Here is a 15,279-nt window from a genome sequence, read left to right as displayed (position 1 = left end):
ATTATCCCCTCACCACAGGGAGTACTGTGTAATGTCAGGCTGATGGCTCTTGGAGTATGCCGTGCTCTTGGCGCGGATGTATTGACCCAGATCGTTTATTTTTGCGGGCCATGCTCATGCTAGAGTGCCGGGCCAAGACTCCGGAGCCTGTCATGACTGTATCGATCCGTCGCCGTGCTGCCTTGCTTCTGATTTCCAGTCTGCCGCTGGTGGCCGTTGCCACGCCGATGCACAGCCAGTTCCTGCCGCCCGATGACCTGGCGGTACGCCAGGAACAGCCTGAGCAGCAGCAATTGTTGCAAGTCACCGAGTACTCGGTGGTACTGGGTAATCAGCGTCAGTCCAACCAGCAACCGATACCGGTGACTTCGCCGTTGCTGGTGCGCCTCAAGGGCAAGCCGTTGAACAAGGGCGCCACCCTCAATCAGGTGATCCTCAGCTTCGATGGCGAAAGCAAGAGCTTGAAGAAACCGGTCTTCGACGAGACCAGCAAGACCCTGACCCTGTCTTATCCACAAACGCATTATCAGGCGGTCATCGATCTGCTGCGCAACGACACCGTGTATGTACAGTTCCTCAGCTACGCCAACGGCCATGTCTGGGCTGACCTACATACTGGAGCGGTACGTCCGCGTTGAGCGTCGGGGCCTGCCAGGGGTAAACTGCCCGCCCCGTGAATTGTGCGAGTTGGAGCCGGCAATGCGTAAAGACAAAAAACAAGTGATTGGTGACGAGATTGGCGATGAGCAGATCAAGCTGTTCCTCAATTTCGAACCGGTCGATGCCACCTCGCCGTCGTTGCACAAACTCATCAAGGGCTACCGTGGCCTGCGGGTCGATGATTTCGAGCGTTTCCTGACCTTCTTCGTCGAAGCTGGCTATGATCTCAATGGCAAGGATGAGCATGGTAACGATTTCGTTGCGTTGATCCAGGATCAGCGTAATGCCGAGGAATACATCGAGTTGTTCAACAAAGCGCGCGGTTGAGCCTGGAACGGGTTAACGTCTTTCGAGGCGTTTGATCGTTTCTCTTGGTTGTTCACATAGTCTTTTAAGAAGTGTCCGAAAGGTTATGTCACCATTCGGACTGTTCTGTTTCAGTTTGATTTCCATTACTTTTGCGTTGAAGCCGAATGGTTTCAATTCAATCGTTTTAATGGAGCTGTATTCATCATGGAAGATAAAAGCAAATGGATCGCCGGGGCGATGTTGGCCTTGCTCGGTTGCCTGGCAAGTTCGGTTTCCAATGCGTTCGATGAGATCGTCAATGTGGAAATATTCAATGCAACGTCGGCAATGATTGTTCCAGGTAGCGACTTCACCTGGACCCAGGACCCGGCCAATGCAGGCCACAGCTTTTCGGTAAGTCCCGGCGCAAGTCAGGAGCTGACCTATTACCTGCCACAATCGCGCGCCGAGCGGGAGTCTTTTACCTATACGCAAGGTCGTCGCAAGTGCCATTTCAGTTTCGGGCACATCGCTAAGGCTCCGGTGAGAGATGAGCAGACAATGCCTTATCGTCGTTGGGTCGATGCACAGCCCAAAGATGTCTGTGTCGCAGAGTTGTTTGAAGTTGATGATGACGACGATTACGTTCGTCACGGCGGAACACGCATCAGGTTCAGCATGAAATAAGCGCGGAAAATAAAAAGCCTCCATCATCGGAGGCTTTTTATTTATAACGAGACAGTGTCAGGCGTAACTTTGAGCCTTGCTGTCTTCAACCAGTTCCAGCGCGATGTTGTTCTGCGCGTTGATCTTGCGATACAGGGCCGCGTCGGTTTCCAGCACTTTTTCCCTGGCCGGGAAAATTTCCGCGAGCTTGGCAGCCCACGCTCCCTTGGCCTTGTCCGGGAAGCAGCGCTCGATCAGGTCCAGCATGATCGAAACGGTCACCGAAGCACCTGGCGATGCGCCAAGCAGGGCGGCAAGGGTGCCGTCCCTGGCTGCCACCAGCTCGGTGCCGAACTGCAGGACGCCACCTTTTTTCGGGTCTTTCTTGATGATCTGCACCCGTTGGCCGGCCACTTCCAGGCGCCAGTCCTCGGCTTTCGCCTCGGGGTAGAAGCGCCGCAGGGACTCCAGCCGCTGCTCCATGGATTGCATCACTTCGCTGATCAGGTACTTGGTCAGGTCCATGTTGTCGCGGGCCACAGCCAGCATCGGGCCGATGTTGCCGGCGCGGACCGACAGCGGCAGGTCCATGATCGAACCGTGTTTGAGAAACTTGGTGGTGAAGCCGGCGTATGGCCCGAACAGCAGGGATTTCTTGCCATCGACCACGCGGGTATCCAGGTGCGGCACTGACATGGGCGGCGAGCCCACCGCAGCCTGGCTGTAGACCTTGGCCTGGTGGTGCTTGACCACTTCCGGGTTGTCGCAACGCAGCCATTGACCGCTGACCGGGAAGCCACCGAAGCCCTTGCTTTCCTCGATGCCCGAGGCTTGCAGCAGCGGCAATGCCGCGCCACCGGCACCCAGGAATACGAATTTGGCATCGACGTCGCGGCTGCTGCCGGAGTTGACGTCCTTGATACTCACGGTCCAGCCGCTGCCGTTGCGCTTGAGGCCGGTGACGCGCTTGCAATATTTGACCTGGGTATCGGGGGCGCTGGTCAAGTGCTTGAGCAGTTGGTTGGTCAGGGCTCCGAAGTTGACGTCGGTACCATTCATGACGCGGGTGGCGGCAACGACTTCATCGGCCGGACGGCCCGGCATCATCAGCGGCATCCACTCGGCCATCTTGCCTTTGTCTTCGGTGTATTCCATGTCGGCGAAGGCATGATGCTGGCTCAGCAGTTCGAAGCGCTTCTTCAGGAAGGACACGCCTTTTTCGCCCTGCACAAAGCTCAGGTGCGGCACCGGGGCGATAAAGGATTTGGAGGAGCCGAACGTGCCTTTCCTGGTCAGGTACGTCCAGAACTGCTTCGACACCTCGAACTGAGTGTTGATGTGCACGGCTTTCTTGATGTCGACACTGCCATCGGCCGCCTGCGGCGTGTAGTTCAGCTCACACAGACCGGCGTGGCCGGTACCGGCGTTGTTCCAGGGGTTGGAACTCTCCGCGGCACCGGAATCCATCAGCTCGACGACTTCCAGCGAAATCGCGGGGTCGAGCTCCTTGAGCAGCACGGCCAGGGTGGCACTCATGATGCCGGCCCCTACCAGAACTACATCGACTGCTTCGTTATGCGCCATTTAACGCGTCTCCAAAATCTGCAGCACCAAATTGTCGGCATAGCGGCCAGGAGTGACGGGGCAGGTCGGTTGTGCCCCAGGTACCCATGGCCAGGATCGCCATGTCCGAATCTTCGCAATTTTTTGCAACTGCTACGGATGCATGCCGCCTGGCCTCAAGAGTCACATGAACTCATTTCAGCGCCGGGCAGGCAATTCGACTTATGGCCGAGACATCCGTTCGTGCAACCAAATCCGTAGTGGACAGGCTTCAGGCGCCGGTTCTTGAGCGATATCCGGTCCTGTGTCGTTGGGCTGTTTCAGACGCCAATGGTGCTTGTTCAGACGCAAAACTTTTCATTTGCTCGCCACACTCTTGTGAAGTTGTGAAAACCCGTTTTTTCACGCTCTTTTGAAGACGTGAACCTCAAAAAAGGGCTGTCCCAGCCAGGCACCGTGTCCGGATTGCTTGCCCCATGCAGTACATGACAGGCAAAACGGTCAGACAGCTCAGTGACCGAGCGTAATGACAGCTCCGCAGATTCGCGAAAAGTGGTGATTGGCCCGGAAACAGCAGGCGCGCCAGCTTCACTCGATCTGTGTGGGCGGCTCTCTGTGGGCGATGCGGGGTGCCGAAACTGGCGTATCAGCGGTGTTGCGAGGCCCGATCAGGAGACGTCCTTATAATCGGGGGGAGATTGTAACGAAGAAACGCAGGAAAATGGTCGTGTTTAATGACTTTTATTAGCCATTCGGTCAGATGGCCAACAACTGGCGACTGCGCGCGCGACTACGAAGCGGCTGTACCCGGGCGCTCGCGGGTAAAGGCTGATTCAGCCAGTTGAGGCGGATTTCCTCGATTTCCACCCAGCCTTCACCCATGGGTTGCAGGCTGCATTGCTTGAACGCCTGGCAGCGGCCGTTGCGATCCAGCAGGGCAAAGCTGCGATGCTGTGGGCGTGGGGTGAACAAAGAGATAAGAAGACGCATGGCCGGATTTCCGTGTCGGGGAGCTTGTGGACAGCCTGACAGCGAGCCATGACATGCTGGTGTAAGGACCGTGACAAAGGGGTGACAGGAACCGGCATTGGCGGCACATGTCAGAAATTTCAGTATTCATTCGGCTGGTTCGCCGCGATGGCGCACCGCTATACTGCGGGTCTGTCAGTGCCCGATTCTGGAGAGAAGAGCATGTTGCAACGCCTGTTGTTCGGTTTGATCGCTGTGACCAGTCTGACCCTTGTCGGCTGCGCCCACAGCCCGCAACAACTTAACCCGGAACCCAGGCTCAACGCCCAGCTGGCGCCTGTGGGGCATGGCCAGCCGGTGGTGGTACGGGTGGTGGACGGTCGACCGTCGCCGACGCTCGGTACCCGCGGCGGGCTGTATCCGGAAACCAGCGTGATCACGGTACAGGGCGCGCAGATCCTGCCCAAGCTGCAAGCCCAGGCTGAAGCCGCAGTGCGTTTGCTGGGCTTCACCCCTACCGCGAACGCTATGAATGCACCACAACTGACCGTAACCCTGGCCGAACTCAAGTATCAATCGCCCAAGGAAGGCATGTACGTGACCGAAGCCACCATTGGTGCGACTTTCCGTTCTGATGTGCAGAACGCCAATCGCCGTTACAGCGGTCGTTATGGGTCTTCGCTGGACCAGCGTTTCGGCATGGCGCCCAACCAGGACACCAACACCAAGCTGGTCAGCGATGTGTTGAGCGACGCCCTGACCCGACTGTTCAAGGACCCGACCATTGGTCAGGTGCTGGCTGAGTAAGATCCGGGGCGGACCCCCACCTGAGGGAGCGAGCAGGCTCGCTCCCTCAGGTTTTTTCGCGACTTTTCTAGGCAGCCTGTGAATACAGTTCCAGCATACTGATGCCCGTCAGCAGGTCAGTCTCCGGCAGGTCGGCATGTTGATGACCGCCGAGGACGCAATACACCAGCCAATGCGGGTCCTGTACGTTGAAGGACAGGCTGCCGACGAGGTTCTGCTGTTCGTCGCTGGGCGTGATGAGGTATAGGCGATCCTGGTTTTCGGCGTGGAGCATGACGGGGTCCGTGCAGGTTTGGAGGGCGACAGGGTGGCTTATCCAGATGACGAAACCGTGACGGTGAACGTGAGTCCGTAGCTCAGCCCCGCAGCAACGAAGCTCTGTGGGAGCAAGGCTTGCCCGCGATGAAGCTGACGCGGTTTACCAAGGATCGAGGCGCCTTCATCGCGGGCAAGCCTTGCTCCCACAGGTCGGAAAAAACAGGGCAGGGCAGTGGGCTTTCGGTAGAATCCGCGCCTTGCTCGCAGGTCCCGGGCGTGTCCCGTTTCGTTTCCCCTTGAGGTTTGTGATGTCGTTGCATCTGCTTTCGTTGTTCGCTCTCCACCCGGCCAAACTGATCAACCTGTTCGCCTTGTTGTTTGCCTGCCCTGGCGGTTGGGTGTTGCATGCGACGCGCCGCCGTGAACAACGGGCGCGAGCGAACCTGCAAGCAGGCAATCGCAATAGTGAAGAACGCTTCGAAGCGCTGCTGGATCTGGCGACCCAGCGCATGAACCGGTTTTTCTACCGGTTCGGTTTTGGCTGCCTGGCGCTGGCGTTGCTGGTGTCGTGGATCAGCACGCAGGTCGGTTGAGATGACCTGACCTGTAGCAAAGTTGCTCCTGTGGCGAGGGGATAAATCCCCTCGCCACAGGGCCCTGCGTCGTCTTACAACCCCAACCCCGCCTTGACCCGATACTGATTACGCACCGGCGTTGCATATTGCAGCACCAGGAATGGGCGGTGTTCCGCCGGGCACGCATCCAGCCGGCGTTGCCACTCTTCCTGGGCCTTGGCCAGTTCATCGGCACCGAATACCTCGGCCGCCTTCGGCACCTGCAACTGCGGATCGGCGTCGGCCCATTGGGCGTAAGCCAGGTAATGCACCGGGAACAGGCGATAACCGCCGAGAATCTGCCGATCCATCTCCTGGGCCAACTGCTTGGTGTCCTCGAACAGCTCGGTGATCGGCGCAGCAAAGTTCACATGCACCCGGCCCTTGTAGCCGGTGATGCCCTTGGCAATGCTCACATCATCTTCGCCCGGTGCCTTGGTATAGGTGCCGGTGGTGGCGCGGATGTACAGTTCGCGAGCCTTGGCCTGGTCGCACGGGTCGTATTCGTAGCTGATCGACACCGGGGTGAGGTTCAGCGACTGGATGACCTCGCCGAATGGCTCGTCCTTGCGGCTCATATGGAACATCTTGAGGATGGCCGATTCGGTACGGTCGTCGCCGTCCTTGGCCCGCCCTTCGGCCTGGGCGATCCAGATCGAGGCGCAGTCGTTGCGGATCGAGTGGTTGATATACGCTGACAGCAACTGGTAGGCCGCCATCTTCTCCCGTCGCCCGGTGATGGAGCGGTGCACGATGAAGCTCTTGTTCAGGCGCATCAAGTCGCTGACAAAAGGTTTCTGCAGCAGGTTGTCGCCAATGGCGATGCGCGGGGTCGGCAGGCCGGCGTGATACACCGCATAGTTGACGAAGGCCGGGTCCATCACGATGTCTCGGTGGTTGGCGATGAACAGGTAGGCACTGCCGGACTTGAACTGCTCCACCCCTGTGTAGGTCACGCCGTCTGTGGCGCGCTCGATGGTGTGGTCGACGTAGAACTCCACTTTATCCTGCAAAGTGGCGACCGATGTCACGCTGGCGAACTCACGGCGCAATCTTTGCGCTATAAGAGGTTTGAGTATCCAGCCGAAGGCGCCGGCCAGGCGCGGGAAGCGGAAGTGGGTGAGGATATCTAGAAACGCCTTGTCGCCGAGCAGCCGGGCCAGCACTGCTGGGACTTCGCTGTCGTCGTAAGGTCGGATGGCATCGAATTCGCCCATCATGCTCTCTTGTTGGAAACGGCTAGGGTAAGTTAAAGGTTCGATCGAAAAAACGACGGGGCACGGCCTGGAAGATAAGCCAGACGAAAATAGCCCTGCAAATAGACCGGCGATTATACGCACAAGTCACCTGGGAGACCGCGATGCTGGAAACCGCTCTTTATGATTGTCCGTATTGTGGGGAAGAGGTTGAGACGACCGTGGATCTGTCCGGCGGGGATCAGGTCTATATCGAGGATTGTCAGGTGTGTTGTCGACCGATCAACTTTAACTTGCAGGTGCATGGCGAGGATTGGTTTCTCGAGGTCTCTAGCGAAAACGATTGATGGGGGCGCCATGCAAAGAATCTACGAGCTTGAAAACCTGATGGAGGGCGAGCTGCTGCAAGGCATGCTCGCCAGCGAGGGCATCACGGCGTATCTGGTGGGGCGTGACCTGGTGGGTGGAGCGGGCGAGTTGCCGATGCAGGGCCTGCTGGGGCTGACGGTGGACGACGAGCAGGCGCAATACGCCCGGGAACTGATCGTCGCGTACAATGCGGCGATGCCAGTGCCCGGCGATGAGCCGGAGAGCTATCCCGGCACGTTGGTCTGTTAGGCTGGCGGCCGTTCGATCAAGAGTCGTGTTACCCCATGTGTGGACGTTATGCCCTGTTTCGCTGGAACCCCGCTTTCGCGGCCTTGCCCGGCTTTCCTGCCGACCAGAAGGCCCAATGGAATATTTCGCCCAACGATTCGGTATTGATGCTGCGGGCCGGCGCCAAGGGGCAGCGCGAGCTGGCCCGGGCGCGCTGGGGGCTGACGCCCGCGTGGCTGACTGATCTGTCCCGTACCCCGGCCCACGCCAGGGCTGAAACCGTGGCCGAGCAGCCGATGTTCCGTGAAGCCTTGCGCCTGCGTCGCTGCCTGTTGCCGGCCAACGGTTTTTACGAGTGGCGCGGCGGCACGCGCAAGCGCCCCTACTGGCTGACGCCGGGCGAGGGCTCGTCGTTGTGCTTTGCCGCGATCTGGGAAGCGTATCCAGTGCAGGAGCAGGTATGGCTGAGCACGGCGGTCATCACCCAGCCGGCGGCGGGGCAGCGCAGGCCGTTGATCCTGGACGAAGAGGGTCAACGCCTGTGGCTCGATCCCGAAACGCCCCTGTATGCCTTGCAAGGGTTGCTGGCAAGTGAACCGGCGCAACTGCGTGAGCGGGTGCTGGCCAACATGGTCAACGACCCGAAACTCAACGGACCGGAATGCCTGACCCCGGCTTGAGGCCTGTGGCGCCTTTACTGCCGCTATCGCGAGCAGGCTCGCTCCCCAGGGGTTCTCCGTTAAACCCTGAACTGATTGATCAGCCGCCGCTGCTGCTCTGCCAGTTTGGTCAAGCCAGCACTGGCCGCGCTGGACTCATCCGCGCCGCCCGCCACTTCGTTCGCCACTTGCCCGATGTTGATGACGTTGCGGTTGATGTCATCGGCCACGGCGCTTTGTTCCTCGGCGGCGCTGGCGATCTGGGTGTTCATGTCGTTGATCACCGACACCGCCTGGGTGATGGTTTCCAGGGCCTGGGCCGCTTTTGCCGCATGTTGCACGCTTTCATCGGTGCGGTGCTGGCTGTCTTCCATCACCCGTACCACGTCCCGGGTACCCTGCTGCAATTGCTGGATCATCGACTGGATTTCTTCCGTGGCCTGCTGGGTTTTCTGCGCCAGGTTGCGCACTTCGTCAGCCACCACGGCGAATCCGCGGCCCTGTTCACCGGCCCGGGCGGCTTCGATGGCGGCGTTGAGCGCCAGCAGATTGGTCTGTTCGGCGATGCCACGAATAGCGGTGAGAATTGCGTTGATGTTCTCGCTGTCCTTGGCCAGGGTCTGTACCACGCCCACTGCCTTGCCGATTTCAACGGCCAGGGCGCCGATGGACGTGGATGTATCCCGTACGATCTGCATGCCCTGGCTGGCTGCCTGGTCGGCGTGACTGGCGGCCTGGGCGGCCTGGGTTGCGTTGCGGGCCACATCCTGAGCCGTAGCGGTCATCTCGTGTACGGCGGTGGCGACCTGGTCGATTTCCGACATCTGCTTGTGCACGCCCTGGTTGGTGCGGATCGCGATGTCGGCGGTGTGCTCCGATGAGTCGCTGACGCTCTGCACCGAGGTCACCACCTGGGTGATCATCCCCTGCAGCTTGCTCAGGAACGTGTTGAAGCCCCTGGCAATCGCCCCCAACTCGTCGGCGCGATCGCTCACCAGGCGACGGGTCAGGTCACCTTCACCCTGGGCGATATCATCGAGCATTGCCACCATTTGCTTGAGTGGCCGGGCAATGCCATGGCCCACCAGCCAGATCACCAGCAAGCCGATACCGGCAATCGCCAGGCCCACCATCGCCATGCCGAAAATGTCGGACTGGCGCCGGTCGTTCAGATCTTTCTGCAGCGCTTGCAGGTCGGCCATCACCGCATTCAGCGGCAATTGCAGCATCAGCGTCCAGCGGGCGTTGGTCTCGCCAATGCCGAACGGCATATACACTTCGATGTGCCCGTGCTCTTCATCGATGTCATAACGCACCTCGCCCATACCGAGCTTGCCCAGGTTGTCCAGCTCACTGGCGTCGAGCAGGTCGCTGGCTTTTTCTCCAAGTTTGCCCGGATCCTTCGTGAACGCTACGAACCGGTTGTTGCTGGAGAGCAACGCCAGCTCCCCGGCGCCGTTGTACAGCTTGGCATCGGCGGCCACGAGCATGTCCTGGATGAAGTTCACCGACAGATCCGCGCCGGCGATGCCCTGGAATTTGCCATCGATGAGAATCGGCTCGATGAACGAGGCGAGCATGGTCATGGTGTCGCCGACGCGGTAGGGCGCCGGGTCGATGACGCAGGCTTTCCTGCTGTCTTGGGAGCACAGGTAGTACTCGCTGGCGCGGATACCGGTGGACAGCAACTTCTGATCAGTCACGTCGGCAAGTTTTTCCAGGCCCAGGGTGCCGTCCTGATTGCGGAACCACCACGGCAGGAAACGCCCGTTGGTTTCCATGCCCACGACGGGGCTGTTGACGTAGTTGGCGTCATCGTGGTCGATGGCGTTCGGTTCCCAGGCGATGTAGGCGCCAAGGACTTTGGGATTGCGCACGACGGTTTCGCGCAGCAGGCTGATCATCTGCTCGCGAGCAATCTTCAACTGCGGGTTGCCGTCCGTGCCCTTCATGCCCATTAGCGCGTTCGTGGTGGCAAGCCCCTTGGCGAGCTGCAATGGGGCTTCCAGTTCCCGTTGGATCAGGCTGGCCTGGGTTCGGGCCAGGGCACTGAGGCGTTGTTCAATGAGTTGTTCAAACTGCGCCTTGGTCCGTTGTTGCACCATGTCCTGGGTGCGGGCCCCGGCGAACAATGCGTACAGGACCAGGGCCCCGACCACGCTGAGCACGATGGCCCCGGCCAAGGCGGCCACGGAAAACTGGATCGACTTGAATTTCATAAAGGCTCCGGACGCGGGAATGACGTCTGAAGCTTGTATCGGCGTTCATAGGGCCTGGCATGAGGCGTTGTTCGTCGGGTGACTGTTTTTGAATCGTGAATGTCGCTAATGGAGTGGAGGTGGGGGCTGTCCGAAATAGCTGTAATCCATCGTTGTATATCTGGCGCCGATACAAATCACCGCATAGGATACGACCACGTTTCCAGGGAGCTTTAATATGCACAAGACGTTGATGGCAAGTGTCCTCGGCACGAGCCTGTTGCTTGCCGGTTGCCAATCGGTTAATACCACCAGCGGCGGCGCTGTGGGCGTTGAACGCAAACAGTACATGTTCAGCATGTTGTCGACCGATGAGGTCAACCAGATGTACGCCCAGTCCTATCAGAAGACCGTAGGCGAGGCGAGCACCCAGGGTGTGCTGGACAAGACCAGCAAAGAAGCCAGGCGCGTCCAGGCCATTGCCGACCGACTGATTGCCCAGGCCCCGGTGTTCCGCCCGGACTCGGCGCAGTGGAAGTGGGAAGTGAACCTGATCAAGAGCGACGAGCTCAATGCCAACTGCGGTCCCGGCGGCAAGATCATTTTCTACACCGGGCTGATCGACTCGCTGAAGCTGACCGACGATGAAATTGCTGCGGTCATGGGCCATGAAATCGCCCACGCCCTGCGCGAGCATGGTCGTGAAGCAATGTCCAAGGCCTACGGCATCGAGATGGCCAAGCAGGGCGCTGGTGCCTTGTTCGGCCTGAGCCAGGACAGCCTGGCGCTGGCCGATACCGTGGCCAACTACGGCATGACCTTGCCCAACAGCCGTGCCAACGAAAACGAAGCCGACCTGATCGGCCTCGAACTGGCCGCTCGCGCCGGCTACAACCCGAACGCCGCCATCACCTTGTGGAACAAGATGAGCAAGGCCTCGGAAGGCGCACCACCGGAGTTCATGAGCACTCACCCTGCGTCCAGCAGCCGGATCGCTTCGTTGCAGGCGGCGATTCCAAAGGTGATGCCGCTTTACCAGAAGGCCAAGAAGTAACCTTTCTTATGCGGTGAGGCCACTGGCCTCATCGCGAGCAGGCTCGCTCCCACAAGGGATTTGCAGTGACCACATTTTTTGTGGACACCGGCGCCCAATGTGGGAGCGAGCCTGCTCGCGATGAATGATCACACGGTTTAAACCCAGCCACTGCTTTGCATTGCCTTGTACACCGCCACAATCGCCAGGATGAAGAATGCCGAGGCGGCCAGGCGGCGGATCAGGGTGAGCGGCAGCTTATCGGCGGCGAAATTGCCGGCCAGTACCACCGGCACGTTGGCAATCAGCATGCCCACGGTGGTACCGATGATCACCAGCCACAATTGCGGGTACTGCGCGGCGAGCATCACGGTGGCGATCTGGGTCTTGTCGCCGATTTCCGCCAGGAAAAACGCGATCAGCGTGGTCAGGAAGGGGCCGAACTTGCGCGCGGTGCTCGCTTCTTCGTCGTCCAGTTTGTCGGGAACCAGCGTCCACAGCGCGGTGGCGGCGAAGCTCGCTGCCAGGATCCAGTGCAACACCGCATTCGAGAAAATACTGCCCACCCAGGCCCCCACGGCTCCGGCTGCCGCATGGTTGGCCAGGGTCGCGGCGACAATGCCGGCGATGATCGGCCAGGGTTTGCGAAAACGAGCCGCCAGGACGAGCGCAAGCAATTGGGTCTTGTCGCCGATTTCGGCCAGCGCAACGATGGTGGTGGGTACGAGGAAAGAGTCCAGCATCAGGTGATTCCTAGAGGGGCGGGTCAACACGGCTATGACACGTACAGCCTCCCCGCCCCGGGTAAGGTGTGCGTGTCATAGGTCTTGTCAAACCCTGCGACCGGTTCCGGACGCTTGGGCCGCATACGCCATGGTCTGCTGACCAAGTATGTTGACGTATGCCGGGCGAGCAGGGTGCTCGCGGGAGACTACTCCCCTAGGACGCTGCGGATTCTGCCTAGGCAAATCCGATTGGGCAAGTGCTGTGTCTTAAAAAGCTTTCAACCGCGCTTGGCCCGGTAGATGCGAAAGCCCTGGCCCTCGGCCTTGATGGTGCACACGCCCAGATGTTCTTCGATCAGCGGCTGGTATTTGAGGAAACTGTTCGCAACCAAGCGCAATTCCCCACCGTTTTTCAGATGTTTGGCCGCTTTTCGCAGCAGGTTTTCCGTCGCGTAGTAATCGGTGTGGACGCCAACATGGAACGGCGGATTGCTCAGAATCGCGTTCAGGCCCATCGGCGCGGCATCGATACCGTCACCGGTCAGCACCTCAGCTTCCAGGCCGTTGGCAGCCAAGGTCAGGCGACTGCTGGCGGCGGCGAAAGCGTCCACATCCAGCAAGGTGACGGTGTTGTGCGGATAACGACGCTTGACGGCTGCCCCGAGCACACCGGCTCCGCATCCGAAGTCCAGCAGGTGGCCGCTGGGCAATTTATCCAGGTGTTCGAGCAGCAGCGCACTGCCGCGATCCAGGCGACCGTGGCTGAACACCCCCGGCAGGCTGATGACCTTCAGCGGACCTTCCTCCAGGGGCAGCTCGTAAGTCTGGGCCAGGCTTTCCAGGGGCTTGGCCTCTGGAGCGTTGGCGACGGTGACCTGCCACAGCTGGCAATGCCGCGCGCTGTCGAGCTTGCGCGGTTTGCCGAACGGGTTGAGCTGCTTGGAAGCCCCTTCGATGCCGCTGCGCTTTTCCCCCACCAGATACACTTCACGACCGCCCAGGCGCGAGGCCACGGCATTGAGGATGTAGTCCGTCAGGTCCTTGGCCTTGGGCAGGAACACCACCGCACTGTCGAACCCACGGGAAGGGGCGTCTACGCCAAAGTGGCTGCGCTCGGGGAAGCGGGCGTCCAGTGCGGCCTGATCGCCTGCATGCCAGCACCAGCCATGGGCGTCGGGCAAGCGGCCGAGCAGGTCGTCGGCGGGCAGGCCGGCCAGCAGGACCGACCCCTGGAATAGTTCGGGCTGACGAAGCAGTACTTCACTGCGCGGATCCATGGTCTGCTCCTTGAAAAAAAGTGCGGCAGTTTATCAACTGACGACCCGTCGCGCTGTACCCCTGAAAAAGCCTTGGGCGTTTTCAGTCAGTTGGCCAACGATCCGTTGCCGCGCCTCGCGACTGCCCCAGGCGTTGTGAGGCGTGATGATCAGGCGGGGAATATCGCTGGCCAGCAGCGGATTGCCCTGGGTTGGCGGCTCCACGCTCAGCACGTCGGTGGCCGCGCCGCCCAGGTGACCGTTGCGCAGGGCGTCAGCCAGGGCCTGTTCATCGATCAGGCCACCACGGGCGGTGTTGATCACGAAAGCGCCGGGCTTGAGCGTCGCCAGTTCCCGCGCGCCGATGAAGTGGCGGGTATGTTCATTGAGTGGGCAGTGCAGAGTCAGGGCATCGACTTGCGACAACAGCTGATCCAGCGGCAAGCGGTCAGGACGGGCAGGACGTCCGGGGATCTGGCCCAACAGCACGCGCATGCCGAAGGCTTCCGCCAGTCGCCCGACGGCACTGCCCAGTTCGCCGTGGCCCAGCAGGCCCAGGGTCTTGCCTTGCAGTTCGACGATGGGATAGTCCAGCAGGCAGAATTGTGAGGCCTCTTGCCAACGCCCGTCGCCCACCGCCTTCTGATAATCGGCCAGTCGCGTCGCCAGGTTCAGCAACAGCATGATCGTGTGCTGGGCGACCGATGGCGTACCGTAGCCCTGGCAGTTACACACTGTAATGCCGTGATGGCGAGCGGCCGTGAGGTCAACATTGTTGGTACCGGTGGCGCTGATCAGGATCAGCTTCAATTCGGGGCTGGCGGCCATGGCGGCGGCATCGATCACGACCTTGTTGGTGATCGCCACGGTGGCGCCCTTGAGTCGTTCGATCACCTGGTCCGGTGTAGTGCGCGCAAACAAGTGCAGCGTGCTGAAGCAGTTGCGCAGCGCCTCCAGGTCCAGGTCGCCAAGATCCAGGGACGGGGGGTCGAGAAAGACGGCGCGGACGGTGTTCGTCATCAACTGTACCTTTTGTGTCAGAAGCCGAAGGCGTAAGGTGGCGAGCCTATCAGATGAATTGCAGCCTTGTGGCGAGGGGATAAATTCCCTCGCCACAAGTTCGGGATTGAATTAGAAGGAGCCGCCATGTATCTCACCGAATTCCTCACTGTTGCTCTCATCCACCTGCTGGCGGTTGCCAGCCCCGGGCCGGATTTTGCCGTGGTGGTACGCGAAAGCGTGACCCATGGCCGCCGCGCCGGGACCTGGACGGCGCTGGGCGTCGGCACGGCGATTTTTCTGCACGTAGGCTATTCGTTGTTGGGCATCGGCCTGATCGTGTCGCAATCCATCGTGCTGTTCAACGCGCTGAAATGGGCCGCCGCGGCGTACCTTCTGTACATCGGCTTCAAGGCGCTGCGGGCGCAACCGGCCAAGCCGAGCGAGGAGAATCTGCACAAGGAAGTGGGCGAACGGACCGCCCGCGGCGCATTCACCTCAGGCTTCGTCACCAATGGCCTGAACCCCAAGGCGACGCTTTTCTTCCTGTCGCTGTTCACTGTCGTGATCAATCCTCATACGCCGCTGGCGATCCAGGCCGGTTACGGTGTGTACCTGGCGGTCGCAACGGCCGCCTGGTTCTGCATGGTGGCCATGCTGTTCAGCCAGCAGCGGGTGCGCGCCGGATTCGCCCGCATGGGCCACTGGTTCGATCGGACCATGGGTGCGGTACTGGTTGCCATCGGTGTAAAGCTGGCGTTTACCGAAGCGCATTGACTGTCAACGTCCCT

Annotated in this window: 18 protein-coding genes, 1 pseudogene and 1 riboswitch; of the genes and pseudogenes, 10 read left to right on the top strand and 9 right to left on the bottom strand. The window is 60.1% G+C overall.

Annotation, left to right across the window (positions count from 1 at the left end):
* Positions 1 to 152: 152 nt before the first annotated feature.
* The 3 genes from QZH45_RS25150 (at position 153) to QZH45_RS25140 (ending at position 1,635) form a co-directional block, all read left to right on the top strand.
* The gene (locus tag QZH45_RS25150; RefSeq protein ID WP_024778131.1) at positions 153 to 638 is read left to right on the top strand and encodes a hypothetical protein; all 486 of its coding nucleotides are present in this window, start codon (positions 153 to 155) and stop codon (positions 636 to 638) included.
* Between the two features lie 61 nt (positions 639 to 699).
* Entirely contained in the window at positions 700 to 987 is a 288-nt protein-coding gene (locus tag QZH45_RS25145) for a PA4642 family protein (protein WP_024778130.1), read from the top strand.
* 186 nt (positions 988 to 1,173) lie between these two features.
* Positions 1,174 to 1,635, top strand: a complete 462-nt coding sequence (locus tag QZH45_RS25140; protein ID WP_053191814.1) for a hypothetical protein — start codon at positions 1,174 to 1,176, stop codon at positions 1,633 to 1,635.
* Positions 1,636 to 1,692: 57 nt separating this feature from the next.
* On the opposite strand, the gene mqo is transcribed toward QZH45_RS25140, so the two are convergent.
* The gene (mqo, locus tag QZH45_RS25135) at positions 1,693 to 3,198 is read right to left on the bottom strand and encodes a malate dehydrogenase (quinone) (RefSeq protein ID WP_053191812.1); all 1,506 of its coding nucleotides are present in this window, start codon (positions 3,196 to 3,198) and stop codon (positions 1,693 to 1,695) included.
* 735 nt (positions 3,199 to 3,933) lie between these two features.
* Entirely contained in the window at positions 3,934 to 4,167 is a 234-nt protein-coding gene (locus QZH45_RS25130) for a hypothetical protein (RefSeq protein WP_053191810.1), read from the bottom strand.
* 201 nt (positions 4,168 to 4,368) lie between these two features.
* On the opposite strand from QZH45_RS25130, the gene QZH45_RS25125 reads away from it, so the two are divergent.
* Positions 4,369 to 4,953: a YajG family lipoprotein gene (locus tag QZH45_RS25125; protein ID WP_024778126.1), complete on the top strand. Its 585-nt coding sequence runs from the start codon at positions 4,369 to 4,371 to the stop codon at positions 4,951 to 4,953.
* A 67-nt stretch (positions 4,954 to 5,020) separates the two neighbouring features.
* Here QZH45_RS25125 and QZH45_RS25120 read toward each other — a convergent pair whose 3' ends face one another.
* Positions 5,021 to 5,227: a hypothetical protein gene (locus QZH45_RS25120; protein WP_024778125.1), complete on the bottom strand. Its 207-nt coding sequence runs from the start codon at positions 5,225 to 5,227 to the stop codon at positions 5,021 to 5,023.
* A gap of 292 nt (positions 5,228 to 5,519) precedes the next feature.
* Here QZH45_RS25120 and QZH45_RS25115 point away from each other — a divergent pair, with 292 nt between their 5' ends.
* Positions 5,520 to 5,804, top strand: coding sequence for a hypothetical protein (locus QZH45_RS25115; protein ID WP_024778124.1), 285 nt, complete (start codon positions 5,520 to 5,522; stop codon positions 5,802 to 5,804).
* A gap of 74 nt (positions 5,805 to 5,878) precedes the next feature.
* On the opposite strand, the gene QZH45_RS25110 is transcribed toward QZH45_RS25115, so the two are convergent.
* Positions 5,879 to 7,045 carry a 1-acyl-sn-glycerol-3-phosphate acyltransferase gene (locus tag QZH45_RS25110; protein WP_033034360.1) on the bottom strand — a complete coding sequence of 389 codons (1,167 nt, stop codon included), beginning with the start codon at positions 7,043 to 7,045 and terminating at the stop codon, positions 5,879 to 5,881.
* A gap of 140 nt (positions 7,046 to 7,185) precedes the next feature.
* Here QZH45_RS25110 and QZH45_RS25105 point away from each other — a divergent pair, with 140 nt between their 5' ends.
* From QZH45_RS25105 to QZH45_RS25095, 3 genes are read left to right on the top strand one after another with little or no spacing between them, the layout of a single operon-like run.
* Positions 7,186 to 7,368, top strand: a complete 183-nt coding sequence (locus QZH45_RS25105; protein ID WP_033034358.1) for a CPXCG motif-containing cysteine-rich protein — start codon at positions 7,186 to 7,188, stop codon at positions 7,366 to 7,368.
* A gap of 10 nt (positions 7,369 to 7,378) precedes the next feature.
* A complete protein-coding gene (locus QZH45_RS25100) occupies positions 7,379 to 7,639 on the top strand; it encodes a putative signal transducing protein (protein ID WP_024778121.1) in 261 nt (86 codons plus the stop codon).
* Positions 7,640 to 7,674: 35 nt separating this feature from the next.
* Complete coding sequence (locus QZH45_RS25095; RefSeq protein WP_055136166.1) at positions 7,675 to 8,298, top strand: SOS response-associated peptidase; 624 nt, start codon at positions 7,675 to 7,677, stop codon at positions 8,296 to 8,298.
* 59 nt (positions 8,299 to 8,357) lie between these two features.
* Here the strand turns inward: QZH45_RS25095 and QZH45_RS25090 are convergent, their stop codons facing one another.
* The gene (locus QZH45_RS25090; RefSeq protein WP_392397197.1) at positions 8,358 to 9,101 is read right to left on the bottom strand and encodes a methyl-accepting chemotaxis protein; all 744 of its coding nucleotides are present in this window, start codon (positions 9,099 to 9,101) and stop codon (positions 8,358 to 8,360) included.
* Between the two features lie 114 nt (positions 9,102 to 9,215).
* Positions 9,216 to 9,410: pseudogene (locus tag QZH45_RS25085) on the bottom strand (HAMP domain-containing protein); the annotation flags it as partial.
* 1,303 nt (positions 9,411 to 10,713) lie between these two features.
* Here QZH45_RS25085 and QZH45_RS25080 point away from each other — a divergent pair.
* A complete protein-coding gene (locus QZH45_RS25080; protein ID WP_024778118.1) occupies positions 10,714 to 11,529 on the top strand; it encodes a M48 family metallopeptidase in 816 nt (271 codons plus the stop codon).
* Between the two features lie 137 nt (positions 11,530 to 11,666).
* On the opposite strand, the gene QZH45_RS25075 is transcribed toward QZH45_RS25080, so the two are convergent.
* The 3 genes from QZH45_RS25075 to QZH45_RS25065 all read right to left on the bottom strand — a co-directional run bounded on the left by QZH45_RS25075 (position 11,667) and on the right by QZH45_RS25065 (position 14,509).
* Positions 11,667 to 12,251, bottom strand: coding sequence for a TMEM165/GDT1 family protein (locus QZH45_RS25075; RefSeq protein ID WP_024778117.1), 585 nt, complete (start codon positions 12,249 to 12,251; stop codon positions 11,667 to 11,669).
* 89 nt (positions 12,252 to 12,340) lie between these two features.
* Positions 12,341 to 12,461: riboswitch (yybP-ykoY riboswitch) on the bottom strand.
* 50 nt (positions 12,462 to 12,511) lie between these two features.
* Positions 12,512 to 13,510, bottom strand: coding sequence for a class I SAM-dependent methyltransferase (locus QZH45_RS25070; RefSeq protein ID WP_024778116.1), 999 nt, complete (start codon positions 13,508 to 13,510; stop codon positions 12,512 to 12,514).
* Positions 13,511 to 13,543: 33 nt separating this feature from the next.
* Positions 13,544 to 14,509 (bottom strand): 2-hydroxyacid dehydrogenase, encoded by a 966-nt coding sequence (locus tag QZH45_RS25065; protein ID WP_055136164.1) that lies wholly within the window; start codon positions 14,507 to 14,509, stop codon positions 13,544 to 13,546.
* Between the two features lie 126 nt (positions 14,510 to 14,635).
* Here QZH45_RS25065 and QZH45_RS25060 point away from each other — a divergent pair, with 126 nt between their 5' ends.
* On the top strand, positions 14,636 to 15,265 hold the full coding sequence (locus tag QZH45_RS25060; RefSeq protein WP_024778114.1) for a LysE family translocator: 630 nt from the start codon (positions 14,636 to 14,638) through the stop codon (positions 15,263 to 15,265).
* The last annotated feature ends 14 nt before the right edge of the window (positions 15,266 to 15,279 follow it).

The sequence above is a fragment of the Pseudomonas corrugata genome, from assembly GCF_050920615.1.
GTDB lineage: Bacteria > Pseudomonadota > Gammaproteobacteria > Pseudomonadales > Pseudomonadaceae > Aquipseudomonas > Aquipseudomonas corrugata.
This window is presented reverse-complemented; position numbering and strand designations above follow the sequence as displayed.